The 14,506-nt window shown below is 53.1% G+C and carries 15 protein-coding genes; 12 read left to right on the top strand and 3 right to left on the bottom strand.

All coding sequences use genetic code 11. The features are described 5' to 3' along the window. The first annotated feature begins 9 nt into the window (after nucleotides 1-9). From AB7E06_RS11305 to AB7E06_RS11325, 5 genes are all read left to right on the top strand, one after another. Nucleotides 10-1,017, top strand: coding sequence for an aromatic/alkene monooxygenase hydroxylase subunit beta (locus tag AB7E06_RS11305; protein ID WP_427957010.1), 1,008 nt, complete (start codon nucleotides 10-12; stop codon nucleotides 1,015-1,017). Continuing rightward, nucleotides 1,017-1,289: an MmoB/DmpM family protein gene (locus AB7E06_RS11310; RefSeq protein ID WP_094196551.1), complete on the top strand. Its 273-nt coding sequence runs from the start codon at nucleotides 1,017-1,019 to the stop codon at nucleotides 1,287-1,289. The genes AB7E06_RS11305 and AB7E06_RS11310 overlap by 1 nt, the downstream gene beginning before the upstream one ends. A gap of 18 nt (nucleotides 1,290-1,307) precedes the next feature. Then, nucleotides 1,308-2,813, top strand: coding sequence for an aromatic/alkene/methane monooxygenase hydroxylase/oxygenase subunit alpha (locus AB7E06_RS11315; protein ID WP_094196552.1), 1,506 nt, complete (start codon nucleotides 1,308-1,310; stop codon nucleotides 2,811-2,813). A 66-nt stretch (nucleotides 2,814-2,879) separates the two neighbouring features. Further along, on the top strand, nucleotides 2,880-3,242 hold the full coding sequence (locus AB7E06_RS11320) for a phenol hydroxylase subunit P4 (RefSeq protein ID WP_094196553.1): 363 nt from the start codon (nucleotides 2,880-2,882) through the stop codon (nucleotides 3,240-3,242). Nucleotides 3,243-3,257: 15 nt separating this feature from the next. Next, the gene (locus AB7E06_RS11325; RefSeq protein WP_094196554.1) at nucleotides 3,258-4,319 is read left to right on the top strand and encodes an NADH:ubiquinone reductase (Na(+)-transporting) subunit F; all 1,062 of its coding nucleotides are present in this window, start codon (nucleotides 3,258-3,260) and stop codon (nucleotides 4,317-4,319) included. 16 nt (nucleotides 4,320-4,335) lie between these two features. Here AB7E06_RS11325 and AB7E06_RS11330 read toward each other — a convergent pair whose 3' ends face one another. The 3 genes from AB7E06_RS11330 to AB7E06_RS11340 all read right to left on the bottom strand — a co-directional run bounded on the left by AB7E06_RS11330 (nucleotide 4,336) and on the right by AB7E06_RS11340 (nucleotide 7,204). Continuing rightward, nucleotides 4,336-5,448, bottom strand: a complete 1,113-nt coding sequence (locus AB7E06_RS11330; protein ID WP_427957016.1) for an aromatic ring-hydroxylating oxygenase subunit alpha — start codon at nucleotides 5,446-5,448, stop codon at nucleotides 4,336-4,338. 156 nt (nucleotides 5,449-5,604) lie between these two features. Next, the gene (locus tag AB7E06_RS11335; RefSeq protein ID WP_094196556.1) at nucleotides 5,605-6,012 is read right to left on the bottom strand and encodes a PaaI family thioesterase; all 408 of its coding nucleotides are present in this window, start codon (nucleotides 6,010-6,012) and stop codon (nucleotides 5,605-5,607) included. A 259-nt stretch (nucleotides 6,013-6,271) separates the two neighbouring features. Then, nucleotides 6,272-7,204: a LysR family transcriptional regulator gene (locus AB7E06_RS11340; RefSeq protein ID WP_094198333.1), complete on the bottom strand. Its 933-nt coding sequence runs from the start codon at nucleotides 7,202-7,204 to the stop codon at nucleotides 6,272-6,274. A gap of 445 nt (nucleotides 7,205-7,649) precedes the next feature. On the opposite strand from AB7E06_RS11340, the gene AB7E06_RS11345 reads away from it, so the two are divergent. From AB7E06_RS11345 to AB7E06_RS11375, 7 genes are all read left to right on the top strand, one after another. After that, nucleotides 7,650-9,002: a Rieske 2Fe-2S domain-containing protein gene (locus AB7E06_RS11345; RefSeq protein WP_427957020.1), complete on the top strand. Its 1,353-nt coding sequence runs from the start codon at nucleotides 7,650-7,652 to the stop codon at nucleotides 9,000-9,002. A 3-nt stretch (nucleotides 9,003-9,005) separates the two neighbouring features. Further along, nucleotides 9,006-9,494: a benzoate 1,2-dioxygenase small subunit gene (benB, locus tag AB7E06_RS11350; RefSeq protein ID WP_094196558.1), complete on the top strand. Its 489-nt coding sequence runs from the start codon at nucleotides 9,006-9,008 to the stop codon at nucleotides 9,492-9,494. Nucleotides 9,495-9,509: 15 nt separating this feature from the next. Continuing rightward, nucleotides 9,510-10,517 (top strand): benzoate 1,2-dioxygenase electron transfer component BenC, encoded by a 1,008-nt coding sequence (gene benC, locus AB7E06_RS11355; RefSeq protein ID WP_427957024.1) that lies wholly within the window; start codon nucleotides 9,510-9,512, stop codon nucleotides 10,515-10,517. Nucleotides 10,518-10,581: 64 nt separating this feature from the next. Next, a complete protein-coding gene (locus AB7E06_RS11360) occupies nucleotides 10,582-11,352 on the top strand; it encodes a 1,6-dihydroxycyclohexa-2,4-diene-1-carboxylate dehydrogenase (protein WP_108727415.1) in 771 nt (256 codons plus the stop codon). 70 nt (nucleotides 11,353-11,422) lie between these two features. Next, a complete protein-coding gene (locus AB7E06_RS11365) occupies nucleotides 11,423-12,754 on the top strand; it encodes an MFS transporter (RefSeq protein WP_427957028.1) in 1,332 nt (443 codons plus the stop codon). Nucleotides 12,755-12,898: 144 nt separating this feature from the next. Continuing rightward, nucleotides 12,899-13,276, top strand: a complete 378-nt coding sequence (locus tag AB7E06_RS11370; RefSeq protein ID WP_108728705.1) for a cell envelope protein SmpA — start codon at nucleotides 12,899-12,901, stop codon at nucleotides 13,274-13,276. A 195-nt stretch (nucleotides 13,277-13,471) separates the two neighbouring features. Further along, nucleotides 13,472-14,092 carry a LysE family translocator gene (locus AB7E06_RS11375; RefSeq protein ID WP_427957031.1) on the top strand — a complete coding sequence of 207 codons (621 nt, stop codon included), beginning with the start codon at nucleotides 13,472-13,474 and terminating at the stop codon, nucleotides 14,090-14,092. Nucleotides 14,093-14,506 lie beyond the last annotated feature (414 nt).

Here is a 14,506-nt window from a genome sequence, read left to right on the forward strand (position 1 = left end):
AACAAGAGGATGACATTAGAAATTAAAACGGCCAGTTTGCAGCCCGTGCGGCAAACCTTCGCCAACGTGGCTCGCCGCTTTGGTGAAAAGCCGGCTACCCGCTACCAGGAAGCGACATACGATGCCCAGGCGACGGCCAACTTTCATTACCGGCCCCTGTGGATGCCGGACAAGACCCTGAATGACCCCACGCATACCGCCATCCAGATGAAGGATTGGTATGTGTTCCGTGACCCCCGTCAGTTCTACTACGGTGCTTACGTGCAAAACCGTGCCCGCATGCAGGAAGCGGCTGAAACCAATTACGGCTTTTTTGAAAAGCGTGATCTGGCCCAGTACCTGAGCGAGGAGGTCAAAGTCAAGGTCACCCGTTTGCTGCTGCCTTTGCGCCACATCGAGCAAACCGCCAATCTGAACTTCATGTCCGGCTCGGCCTATGGGTATGGCACCACTATTACCCAAGCCTGTCTCTATGCCGGGATGGACGCGCTGGGTATGGCGCAATACGTCTCCCGTATTGGCCTGCTGATTGATGGCAATAGTGCCGATTCCCTGAGCCAGGCCAAAGAGGCCTGGATGCAGGATGCGGCCTGGCAAGGTCTGCGTGCCTTGTGCGAAAAAACGCTGGTTCAGAAAGACTGGTTTGAACTGCTGCTGGTGCAGTCCTTGCTGATCAACACCGTGGTGCATCAAGTGGTGTATCAGGGGCTGGTGGCGGATCTGGCCAAGGAAGGCGGCCGCGATCTGGATATGCTGCTGGAGTTCATGCTGGATTGTCATAAAGACCTGTCCAACTGGAGCGATAGTGTCTTCAAGATTGCCGTTGCTGAAAGCGAGCAAAACAAGCAGCAATTGCAAAACTGGCTGGATCAGTGGCTGCCGCAAGTGCAAGCCGCCTTCATGCCCTACATCCAGGCTGCCTTTGCCGACCAGGCGGATCAAGTCTGGGCACAAGTGCAGGAAACCATTGCCAAACGCGTCACAAAAGCAGGCCTGAGCCTGGGGGGAGAGGCCTGATGAAATCCAAGGTTTATATCGGTCTGCAAGACAACGACATGTCGCGCTACATCGTCGAGGCCATCGAGCAAGACAACCCGGACGCCACGGTGATTTATCAGCCAGCCATGATTCGCATTGAGTGCGTGGGCCAACTGACCGTCAAGCGCGAGACCGTGGAAGAAAAGTACGGGCAGCAGTGGGACATGCAGGAACTGCATCTGAATCTGATCACCTTGGGTGGCAATGTGGATGAAGATGAAGACCGCTTGTTGTTGCACTGGAACAGCTAAATCAGAAAAGGGGGCAATATGGCCACGAAAAAACTAAATATCAAAGACAAATATCGTTATCTGACGCGTGATCTGGACTGGGAATTCAGCTATCAGGATCGCAAGGACGCCTTCCCCTACGAGGAGTTCGAGGGAATCAAGATTACCGACTGGTCCAAATGGGAAGATCCGTTCCGTCTGACAATGGACGCGTACTGGAAGTACCAGGCTGAAAAAGAAAAGAAGCTGTACGCCATTTTTGATGCCTTCGCGCAGAACAATGGCCAGATGAATATTTCCGATCCGCGTTATCTGAACGCGATCAAGGTGTTCCTGACGGCGGTGACCCCGTTGGAATACCAGGCTTACCAGGGCTACTCCCATGTGGGACGTCAATTCAGCGGCATTGGCGCACGTATTGCGTGCCAGATGCAGTCGATTGACGAGCTGCGTCACGTCCAGACGCAGGTTCACGCCATGAGCCACTACAACAAGTTTTTCAATGGCTTCCAGGACTGGAGCCATATGCACGACCGCGTCTGGTACCTGTCCGTGCCCAAGTCTTTTTTTGAAGATGCCCGTGCTGCAGGCCCCTTTGAATTTCTGTTGGCAATCAGCTTCTCCTTCGAGTATGTGCTGACCAACTTGCTGTTTGTGCCCTTTATGTCGGGTGCGGCCTACAACGGCGACATGGCCACCGTGACTTTCGGCTTCAGCTCGCAGTCTGACGAAGCACGCCACATGACGCTGGGTCTGGAAGTGATCAAGTTCCTGCTGGAGCAGCACGAGGACAACGTGCCGATTGTGCAGGAATGGATCGACAAATGGTTCTGGCGCGGCACCCGCCTGCTGTCCGTGGTGGCCATGATGATGGACTATATGCTTCCCAACAAGGTCATGTCCTGGAAAGAGGCTTGGGAGGTCTATTTCGAGCAGGCCGGTGGCGCATTGTTCAAGGATCTGGCCCGCTATGGCATTCGCATGCCCAAGTACAGCGATGTGATCGAGAAAGAGAAAGAGCACATCTCGCACCAAGCCTGGTGGATTTTCTACAACTTCGGCCATGCTGCCGGTTTCCACACCTGGATCCCCAGCGACGAGGAACTGGATTGGCTGAGCGCCAAGTACCCCGATACGTTCGACAAGTACTACCGCCCACGTTGGGAAATGGCCAAAAAGATGGAAGCCGAAGGCAAGCGTTTCTATTCCAGTGGCCTGCCACAACTTTGCCAGGTATGCCAGGTGCCCATGACCTTTACCGACATGGACAAGCCCGACGAAATTACCTATCGCCAAAGTCAGTACAAGGGCGAGCGTTACCACACGTGCTCGGATGGCTGCCGCGACATTTTCGAGCACGAGCCTGAAAAGTACATCCAGGCCTGGCTGCCGGTGAACCAGATCCTGCAAGGCGGCTGCGGTGGTCCTGAGCTGGAGAAGATCCTGAGCGACTACTACCAGCTGAACGTGGGTGTCGACAATATGGACTTCAAGGGTTCGGTGGATCAAGCGCGCTGGAATGAATGGAAAGGAGTGACGGCCTAGTCACACGAGACAAAGGACCGCGCCCCCGGCGGGCGCGGCCACGACCTAAAAAAATTGGAGATCAAGATGGCAGTTACTGCAATTACCCCGGACTACCAAGGCTACGCGCGCGATCAGAAATCGCATTACGGCGAAAGCATGTTGTTGTACATCGGTTGGGATGAGCACTTGTTGTTCTGCTCAGCCAAGGCTTTTCTGGTTCAGCCCGACATGACGGTGTCGCAACTGATTCAGCAATTGATGCCGGCCGGCTTTGCCCAGCACCCTGACTTCGAACAGATCGAGTGGAGCAAGGTGCAATGGAATCTGAATGGCGAGGCGGTTGAACTGAACCCGAACGACACCTTGGGTGCCCAGGGCTTTGATCACAAATCCTTGTTGCGTTTCAAAACCCCTGGCCTGAATGGCTACAAGGGTACGGGCGTATAAGAGGCGGAGGCAGCAATGACGTATCAGGTAACCGTAGAACCCACAGGTGATGTGGTCGAGGTGGAAGACGGACAAACCTTGTTGGACGCGGCGTTGCGACAAGGGGTTTGGTTGCCTTTTGCCTGTGGACATGGAACCTGTGGCACCTGCAAGGTGCAGGTGCTGGAAGGTTATGCAGACGCAGGCGATGCGTCCAGCTTTGCCCTGATGGATTCGGAGCGGGACGAAGGCAAGCTGCTGGCTTGCTGCTGCCTGCCCGAATCCGATATGGTCATCGAGGCCGATGTGGACGTGGACCCGGATTTTCAGGGGCTGCCCGTCGAGGATTATCAGGGCAAGGTCGTCCTGATTGAAGACTTGTCGCCCACGATCAAGCACATCCGCCTCGAACTGGATCGTCCGATGGCGTTCCAGGCCGGGCAGTACATCAACCTGCAGGTGCCGTCCATCGACAGTACCCGTGCTTTCTCCATTGCGAATCCGCCGTCCATGGCCGGCATTATCGATTTGCACGTACGCAAGGTGGAAGGGGGCGCAGGCACGACCTGGCTGCACGAGGAACTGGAAGTGGGGCAGTCTCTGGATGTGTCCGGCCCTTATGGTCAGTTCTTTGTGCGCAAGTCCGACCCGCAAGGCGCGATTTTCATCGCCGGTGGCTCGGGCCTGTCCAGCCCCGAATCCATGATTATGGATTTGCTGGAAGAGGGCGATACCCGTCCTATTTATCTATTCCAGGGGGCGCGCAATAAAGCCGAGCTGTATCACGCCGATCATTTCTATCAGCTAGCTGAAAAGCATGACAATTTTCACTACATTCCGGCCTTGAATGCGCCCTTGCCGGAAGATGCCTGGGAAGGCTTTGTGGGCTTTGTACATGAGGCAGTGGGGCAGTTCTTTGAGCAACGCTGTTCAGGCAATAAAGCCTATTTGTGTGGACCGCCGCCCATGATCGAAGCGGCGATCTCCACCTTGATGCAAAGCCGTCTTTTTGAGCGTGACATTCACATGGAGCAGTTTCTGACAGCGGCAGATGGGGCAAGCGGCAAGGTGCGCTCGGCCTTGTTCAAGCGTATTTAAGGGCTAGGAATTTCCATCAGTCGGGCTCTTTGGCAATGAAAGGGCTCGACGGGTGCGCCATGAGCGCATTTTCAATATTTTGTTGAAATATGGCCAGCAGCCCCTCTTCGAGCCCTAGTGTGTGCATGACATTGCCTCCATGTACCAAACCCCGTTGCACGCCTTCGGCTATGGCGAAATCCTCTCCATCGAATACGACATCATTCGTATAGCTGAAACGTTTTTCTAGCGCCTTCATGCCCGCTTCTCCGTGAAACTGCTCGGGCCGATACAACATTTCATGTGTCCAGATGGTTCGATTCGGTGCCTCTGGATAGAACAGATTAATGGACACGTAATCTGGATGCATAATAAAAAAAGCGTGCGGGAAAATAGAGTAGTAAACCGATGCGAAATCAAGAATACGCCGCTGGTCCGCCTGCACATTCACTATTTCCTGAAAGTTGGTTCGCGCCGCCGCCAAGCGAATATGTGGCCCATATTCATGGTGGGCGATAACGCCCTTGCGAAAGGCATGTGACAGCGTATCGCGGTGAAGATAAGGGACGTGATAGCCTTCAAGATAGGTCTTGATCAACAGTTTCCAATTCGCTTCTTTGATAATTTGGGACTTGCGGTAAGGCACAAGCTCCTTCAGGCCGAAATGATCGAGGTCCTTGCCGACAAAGCCAAGAAAGTGGTCCAGATTTATCGTTGCGCCTGGCGTGGGGTGAATCCAGATGAGACCGGCCCGCTCCGCGACGGGCAGTTCGATCAATGAAAACGCGTGCTTATCGAGATCCGGAAAATTATAGGGTTTTGTCACTCCTTTAAGCTTGCCGTCCAAGTCATAGGACCATCCATGAAAAGGGCAGACGAAAGCCTTCAGACACGGTTCCGTGCCAGCAACGAGGCGCGCGCCACGATGACGGCAGATATTAAGGAACCCGCGCAGATGGCCTTCTTGAGTTCGCACGATGACATACGGGAATGAATCCCAATCACTCAGTAAATAACTACCTGGTTCCTGAATGCGTGAAGCGTGCCCAACCAGCATCGGATAATGCCGAAATACACTGCTCGTTTCTTTTTCCAGAATATCGGGGTCTGTATAAATATTCACCGGAAGTTGCACGACACGATCAAGCATGGGCTGATCCCGGCCTGTGCGATGAAGTGCGAGAAGCGTATCCAGTAGTTGTAACTGTGCATCGTGCCGCATTATCTTTCCCTTTATACCGGGCTATCGCTGTTCGCCGTGCCCTGATATGAAGCCAAGCTTTTGGGGGGAGTCAGTTCAAGGAGTTTACGTGGCCGGAACCACTGTTCCCTGGGCCAGAGCGCATAGTTTTTGGGACTCGCCATCAATGGCGTAAACCTCGCATTGACAAATTGCCATGCGCTTTCCTGCACTACGTGCTTGCGCTTTGGCGACCAAACGAGTGCCAATCGCTGGCCGGATGTAATTGATTTTAAATTCTACGGTTAATGCGTTTCCGCCCAGTGCAAGCCCCCCAGCAAAAGTGATGGCATTGTCCGCCAGGTAACTGATTGCGCCACCATGAACAAATCCATGTTGCTGTTTGTGATGATCCTGAACAGCGAGTGCCAGTTCGGCGCTGTCCTTAGAGCATGTCACCAGCTCAGCGCCGATGAATTGGCTGAAGGCTTGTGATTGAAATATTTTTAAAGCAAATGCTTTTATATCGTCCATTGATAAGCACCTTTGCCGAAAATACTGAGTTAGGTTTTGCGCATTGTTTTTGAGGGCAATTTTTATTTATTACTTTAGCAAGATGATAAACCGGAATGCTAAGTCGAAAACCCTACTTTTTTTGTAATTGAAACTGTATTACGGTTTTATGCTTATTTTTTAAAATGCCTTTATCTCTAATTTCGAAAGGCGCCATATATTATTTAAGCTAAATAATATATGACACTGATATGGCATCTATTGGATTTCGTCGCGCTATTCAGGCAGGACCATTGCTCAAAGCACTGTGCCCTGGAATTAGCCAGGGCGGCTTTTCTGCATACATTTCTTCGATAAACGCATGCATCTGGGCGATATACCAGGAGTTGTCGTTTTTTCTGTGGCTGAAAATAATGGGCGAGGTTACTTTCTCATCGTCAATCAGCCGGTACACAAGATCGCTGCGTATCTGGGCGGCGGAAGGAATCAGGCATAAGCCGACACCGCCTGCAACCAGTCCCATGGCCGTTTGCAGTTCCTTAACCTCGTGTACTTCGGAGGGGAAAACGGCGTTGTCGTGCAGAATGTTCAGTACATGATCGGCAAAGCTGGGGCGTGGGGATTTGGGATACACAATAAAGGCGTGATCAGCGATGACTTGCAAGGACACTGGCCCCCGGTCCTTGGCCAAGTCAATCTTGGGCGGGATCGCCAGCACCAGGCGTTCTTCACGCAGAACGGTGCGACAGACCGCGCTGTCATGGATGCGCACACGCCCAAAAGCGATATCAATCCGTCCGGCGCGCAAGGCGGCAATTTGCTGGCTGGAGGTCAGCTCCAGAAAGTGAAAGCGGATATCCGGATAGGCGTGGCGAAACTTCTGAATCAGGATAGGCAGGCCACCATACAAAGTGGAAGCGACAAAGCCAATCGACAATTGCGGACGCTGATTTAGACCGACTTCGGTGGTTGCCGCCTTCATCACTTCTACACGATTGAGCAATTGCAGTGATTGTTCGTAAAAGATGCGGCCTGCCTCGGTCAGTTGCAGGGGGCGGCTCTCACGTGATAACAGCAGCACATTGAGCTCTTGTTCCAGCAACTGGATCTGCCTGCTGAGTGCAGGTTGGGCGATGTGTAACTGTTCGGCAGCACGCGTGAAATTGCGCGCTTGGGCGACCGCAACAAAATAGCGGATTTGTTTCAAGTCCATGCCTGTGGTCCAGGTCCAGAAAACCCGGACCAATATATCACCTATCTCGACCATCCAAGCCTCAAGCATATACCTGACAAGCTTTAGGGTTAACGATAGGTTTTGTTTTGTGGGTGATGCAAGTGTCTGATTTTATTTATAAAAAAACAAACTATAGCATTTTGCTATGAAGCGGGACCAATATGGTATTGGAAGCTCGAGCATCCAAAGACTGTAATGAAAACCATGCAGAACAGCCCCAGGTTTTTAGATAAAACGGGCTGGGCAAGACCAGCCCGATGGTCTTGCTGGCGGGCTTGAATCAGGCTCAAGGCCAAGCCAGTAACACGCTGCCACGAGTCAGTCCGGCCTCAATCCGGAGCGATTTTTCTTTTCTATCACACGTACTTGCTATGCCGTCATGGGCATGGGCAGGGACGGCTGCCACTCTCATAAAGGCCACACTATGTCAGTCCTTATGGATAAAACCAACGATATCAGGTGCTTGCTTGATACTGCCCTGGAAGAAAACAAAGAAACAGGCGTGTATCGCTGCCGTCGTGACATCTTCACGAATCCGGATCTGTTCGAACTGGAGATGAAGCATATTTTTGAAGGCAATTGGGTCTACCTGGCCCATGAAAGCCAACTGCCCAAGGTGAATGATTACTTCACGACCTATATTGGCCGCCAGCCTGTCGTTCTGACACGCGCTAAAGACGGTGGCTTGAATGCCTTTATCAATGCCTGTGCTCACCGGGGCGCCATGCTGTGCCGCCGCAAACATGGCAATAAAGGCAGCTTCACCTGTCCTTTTCATGGCTGGACCTTCAATAACGCGGGCAAGTTGCTCAAGGTCAAGGACGAGAAAAACACCCAGTATCCCGAGCAGTTCAATACCGACGGCTCGCATGACTTGATGCATGTCGCACGCTTTGAGAACTATCGCGGTTTTTTGTTTGGCAGCCTGAATCCGGATGTGGTGTCTCTGGACGAGTATCTGGGTGAAACCAAGGTCATCATCGACCAGATCGTGGACCAAGCCCCTGAAGGCCTGGAAGTGCTGCGCGGTAATTCTTCCTATATCTACGACGGCAACTGGAAGTTGCAGATGGAAAACGGGGCGGACGGCTATCACGTCAGTAGCGTGCACTGGAATTACGCCGCCACCATGGGGCGCCGCAAGGAGGGTGGGACGCAAGCGGTGGATGCGAATGGCTGGAGCAAAAGCCTGGGCGGTGTGTATGGCTTTGATTACGGCCATATCCTGCTGTGGACCAAGACCATGAATCCAACCGTGCGCCCGGTCTATGAGCACCGCGAAGAACTGAAACAGCGTCTGGGCGAGGAACGTGCCGAGTTCATCGTCAACCAGACCCGCAATCTGTGTCTGTACCCGAACGTGTATCTGATGGACCAGTTCTCTACCCAGATTCGGGTAACGCGTCCTATCAGTGTGGACAAGACAGAAGTCACGATTTACTGCTTTGGCCCTAAGGGTGAAAGTGCGGAGCAGCGTGCCATCCGTATCCGCCAATACGAAGACTTTTTTAATGTGTCCGGCATGGGGACGGCAGACGATCTGGAGGAATTCCGCGCCTGTCAGGAAGGCTATGCCGCAATGGCCGCTCCCTGGAATGACTTGAGCCGAGGTGCACCCTTGTGGGTGCAAGGCCCGGACGAGAACGCTACCGCCATGGGCATGAAGCCCTTGATCAGTGGCGGGCGAAGCGAAGATGAAGGCTTGTTTGTCTGCCAGCACGAGTACTGGGCCAAGACCATGAGCCAGGCACTGAACGCAGAAAGCGGGGAGGCCTAAGCCATGAACGCGACTTATCACTCTATTTGCGCTTTTCTGTATCGCGAAGCCCGTTTTCTGGATGACCGCCAGTGGGATGAATGGCTGGAGTGCTATAGCCCTAACGCCCAATACTGGATGCCTTGCTGGGACGATGATGATCAACTGACCGAAGATCCGCACAGCGAGATTTCCTTGATTTTTTATCCCAACCGCAATGGTCTGGAGGATCGGGTATTCCGCATCAAGACCGAGCGCTCCGGTGCCTCCACGCCCGAGCCGCGTACCGCTCATATGCTCAGCAATATCGAGATTCTGGCCGAGCGTGAGGGGCAGGTGGACGTCCGCTACAACTTTTTGACACTGAACCATCGCTACCGGGTGACGGATCAATTCTTCGGCACGATTTATCTGACTTTGTCACGTCAGGAGCAGGGCTGGTTGATTGAGCAAAAGAAGGTGGTGCTCAAAAACGACTACATCCGTCAAGTGATTGATGTGTATCACATTTAAAGCGGGGGTCCAGTCGTGAACAGCTATCGTATTGCGCTTAATTTTGAGGACGGCGTCACCCGTTTCGTGGACTGTGGTGAACACGAAAAAGTGCTGGATGCCGCGTATCGCCACCAGATCAATCTGCCTATGGATTGCTCGGACGGGGTGTGCGGCACCTGTAAATGTCAGGCCGAAAGTGGTCAGTATGAGCAGGGCGATGACTATATCGAGGATGCCCTGACGCAAGAGGAAGCGGACAAAGGTTTGGTTCTGACTTGCCAGATGATTCCCAAGTCGGATTGCGTGATTGCCGTGCCGATTTCATCGGGTGTGTGCAAGACCGCCGTGGCCAAGTGGCAGGGGCAGGTATCGGAATGCCGTCAGTATGAGGATGCGGCTTACGAACTGAAGATTGATGCGGCTGATGACGCCTTGCCTTTCCTGCCTGGGCAGTACGTGAATATCACGGTGCCCGGCGGGCAGGCGCATCGCTCCTATTCCTTCAGCTCTGCGCCGGGAGAGCCGCGTTTGAGTTTTCTTATCAAGCAAGTGCCGGGCGGCCTGATGAGTTCCTGGCTGGCGGCGAAGCCGCTAGGCCAGCAGGTGGAAATGACCGGGCCTTTGGGCAGTTTTTATCTGCGTCAGGTAACGCGCCCCTTGTTGTTCCTGGCCGGTGGCACAGGCTTGGCTCCGTTCTTGTCCATGTTGGAAGTCCTGGTCCGGCAAGGCTGTACGCAGCCTGTGCATCTGGTCTATGGCGTCACGCGTGATCAGGATCTGGTGATGCTGGCGGAGCTGGATTCCTATACCCAGCGCTTGCCCGGATTCAGCTACCTCACCTGCGTGGTGGACCCAGAATCCCGCCACGAACGCAAAGGCTACGTGACTCAGCATCTGGATCTGGCGCATTGGTATGAAGGACAGGTGGATGTGTACCTGTGCGGGCCGCCACCCATGGTGGATGCCGTCAGCCAGTTCATTGATGCCCAAGCTCATGCTCCCGCGAATTTCTACTACGAAAAATTCATCACCAGCCAATAAATGCATTCAAGCGGCGCCCCTTTTCGGGGCGTGCTGTGCTGGATGATTCCTATAAGGAAAGATCATGACTGCGCCTGTGCGTTTTCATCAAAAAGTGGCCATTGTGACGGGCGCGGCCCAAGGCATTGGCCGTCGCGTTGCCGAGCGCTTGCAGGCCGAAGGGGCTTGGGTGTTGGCGGTAGACCGTTCGGAACTGGTGCGGGAACTGGCCGACGAGGCGGTCTTGACGCTGGAAGTGGATTTGGAAACCGTTGAGGGTGCGCAGGCCGCGGCCCAGGCGGCACTGGATAAGTGGGGGCGTATTGATATTTTGATCAATAACGTCGGCGGTACGATCTGGACGCGTCCTTACGAACACTACACGCCGCCGCAGATCGAAGCCGAGATTCGTCGTTCTCTGTTTCCAACCCTGTGGTCCTGTCATGCCGTGTTGCCCAGCATGCAGAAGCAGGGCAGCGGGGCCATTGTGAATGTGTCCTCGATTGCGACCCGCAGCATCAACCGCGTGCCTTATGCGGCGGCCAAAGGCGGCGTCAATGCCTTGACCGCCTCCTTGGCGTTTGAGAATGCCCAGCGCGGCATTCGGGTCAATGCCGTCTCACCCGGCGGAACCGAGGCACCGCCACGGCGCATTCCCCGCAATACCCAGACCCAAGAAGATCCCCAGGAAGCGATCTGGTATCAGCAGATTGTGGATCAAACCGTGGCCAGCAGTTTGATGAAGCGTTACGGCAACCTGGATGAACAGGCCGCCAGCATTTTGTTTTTGGCCTCGGACGAGGCGTCGTATATCACCGGCACTGTCTTGCCAGTAGGAGGCGGCGATCAGGGCTGATCAAGCGATGCAGGCGGCTGGTACAGCGAATGACATCAATACAAAAAACTCCATATGGGGGAGACAAATCATGAAAACAGTAGACGTTAATGCAGTGATTGAACAGGCGCGCTTTGGGCGCTTTCACTGGATGGTGATGAGCCTGTGTGCCTTGTTGTTGATATTCGATGGTTATGACTTGTTTATTTACGGCGTGGTCTTGCCGGTGCTGATGGACGAGTGGAATTTGACGCCGGTGCAAGCCGGAGCCTTGGGTAGTTACGCCTTGTTTGGCATGATGTTTGGCGCCTTCGTGTTCGGGCCGTTGGCAGACAGGATTGGCCGTAAAAAAGGCGTGACGATCTGCTTTGCCTTGTTCAGCCTGGCCACATTTCTAAATGGCTTTGCCAGCTCACCAACCGAGTTTGGGGTATATCGCTTTCTGGCCGGCTTGGGCTGTGGGGGCTTGATGCCCAATGCCGTAGCCTTGATGAATGAATATTCGCCTAAACGTTCGCGTAGTACCTTGGTGGCGATCATGTTCAGTGGCTATTCATTGGGTGGCCTGTTGTCGGCGGCGATTGGCATCTATATGCTGCCGCGCTTTGGCTGGCAGTCCATGTTTTTCTGCGCGGCCATTCCGCTGTTGCTGCTCCCTTTTATTGTCTGGAAATTGCCGGAGTCGCTGACGTTTTTGATACGCCAAGGGCAAGAGGAAAAAGCACGTCGTATTGTGCAGGCCTTGGCCCCTGAAATGGGCGTGTCTCAAGATACCAATTTGACCTTAAATGAACAGAAACAGACGGGCGTGCCCATGCTGGATCTGGTTAAAGAAGGACGCTTGCTGGGCACCTTGATGATCTGGGTAGCGTTTTTCTGCTGCCTGTTGATGGTCTATGCCCTGGGCTCCTGGCTGCCAAAGCTAATGGCTAACGCGGGCTACAGTCTGGGTTCCAGCCTGTCCTTTTTGGTGGCCTTGAACTTGGGCGGCATGTTTGGTGCGATTTTGGGTGGTTGGCTGGGAGATCGTTTCAGCTTGCCTAAAGTGGTCGCCTGGTTCTTCCTGGTATCGGCCATGTCCATCACTTTGCTGGGTTTCAAGAGCCCGACTCTGGTGCTGTACGTGTTGATCGTGATCGCCGGCGCCACCACCATTGGTACGCAGATCCTGCTGTACGCCAATACGGCACAGTTTTACCCCCTGTCCATGCGTTCCTCGGGCTTGGGCTGGGCGTCAGGCGTGGGGCGCATCGGTGCCATTGCCGGGCCTTTTCTGGGCGGCACGCTGATGGCGGCCAAGTTGCCCTTGCAGATGAACTTCATGGCCTTTGCTGTGCCGGGTGTCGTGGCGATGTTGGCTTTCCTGGTGTTTATGGTGTCGTTACGTCAGGCAGGCAAAATGTCGCTGACTGCGGTGGCGTAATAATAGAGGTAAAGCCTGAATTAGGATCCTGTTAAAGCCACCTGAAGGGCTGGAAGTCAAAAAGTGAGTCAATAGCATAATGAGTTGATAGGCTTATTACCTGTGCTTTGTTATGCTTTGACTTTTACTTTCGGGGAGGTCTATATGTTCAAGTGGCTAGCCGTGGTGATGCTATCTGTCTTTATGGTTGGATGCGCTGCGCGTGTTGATTACAACCGGAAGTCGATAGATTTAGCCATTGGGATGAATAAATCGGAAGTGCGAGCCGTAATGGGCGAGCCACGTCGCACAGATGTAAATGAGGATCGCGAGCGCTGGATTTTCTGGAACCCGGCGATTATCGGCTTTACGCCTATTGATAATGAAACTCTTGCGCAAGACCGTTTAGTGGTGACTTTCGTAGAGGGGAAAGTGACTCGTTGGGGTAATCAGACCTATATAGATGATGCCGCTGAGATTAGTCGGAAGACGATGGAAAACTCCATGACTCTGATTAAAGAGACACAAAAAACAGCACAATAAACTGTTTGCTGGATTCTTTATAAACCCGCCTTGGCGGGTTTTTTGCTTTATGGTAGTTGTATTTTGGGGACACCCATATAGCCGAAGAGGTAGTGCTGGTTAAAACAGTGCTTTTGTCGACGGGTATACTCTTTGGTTTCGTTAAAGTAGGGCTGACATCCTGTCGAGAAGCCCCTAGAGGTATTTAGGTTTGCCATGAGTTCTAATGTGTTCTGGTTGTTTTTACCCGCCTGTTTTGCCCTGAATATGGCCTTTGGTCCCAATAATCTGCTGTCCATGACGGTAGGGGCCAAGCAAGGGATATCGACTGCCCTGGTGGCGGCTATGGGGCGTCTGGTCGCTTTTGCCATCATGATTGTGGTGGCAGCCTTGGGGATGGGAACCTTGTTGATGGTCTCGGAAACGGCCTTTACCGTGGTCAAGTTCGCGGGGGCGGCATACTTGATTTGGCTGGGCATTAAGGTGCTGCGTGCCAGTGGTAAATCGTCCGCTGAACAAACAAAACTGAACAAGAGTGATGTCTGGGGTTTGGTACGCCAGGAGTTCTTCGTGGCGATGGGTAACCCTAAAGCCATTCTGATCTTCACCGCTTTTTTCCCGCAGTTTGTGGATATGAATAATTATTGGTCCAGCTTCCTGACACAGGGCGTGATTTTCCTGCTGCTGGAAGTGATCGCGATTGCAGCCTATGCTTATGTGGGCACGCGTCTGTCAGGCGTGATGCAAAATGCGCGTGGCCTGCGTTGGGTGAACCGTATTAGCGGCAGCATGATGATAGGTTTTGGTGTGATCCTGGCCATGGCCCGACGTTCCTGAGGCGGCAGGCCCGTCCAGACCTGTGAAAAAGAGCTCTCCTTGCGAGAGCTTTTTTTATGCCTATCACCGGTCTGGCAAGGCCAAGTCTCATGTTTTTATGGGTGTTTTTAAATTCAATACAAAGAACTTGAAAAATCCCCTGTTGCTGTGTGAAGAGCCTGTTTTGCTTGTGTTTCTATTTGTACAGGGTAAACACTGAATATGCTGTTTAATGCTTGAAGTTTGTAATTTTTTTGTTAGGATAAAAATTCGTTCTAGGCTTTTTTATTACCTAAATGGCAGGAGGCTGAACAGAACCACCATATTCCCTAGAGAGAAGGGACGATAAATCCCGGAAGAACCGGGAAATGGCCGGAAGTAACCGGATGGCCCTTGAAAACGTCTTGCAAGAGTTGAAAACGCGGTCGCGGCGCT

Source organism: Alcaligenes sp. (genome assembly GCF_050255915.1).
GTDB classification, from domain to species: Bacteria; Pseudomonadota; Gammaproteobacteria; order Burkholderiales; family Burkholderiaceae_B; genus Alcaligenes; species Alcaligenes aquatilis.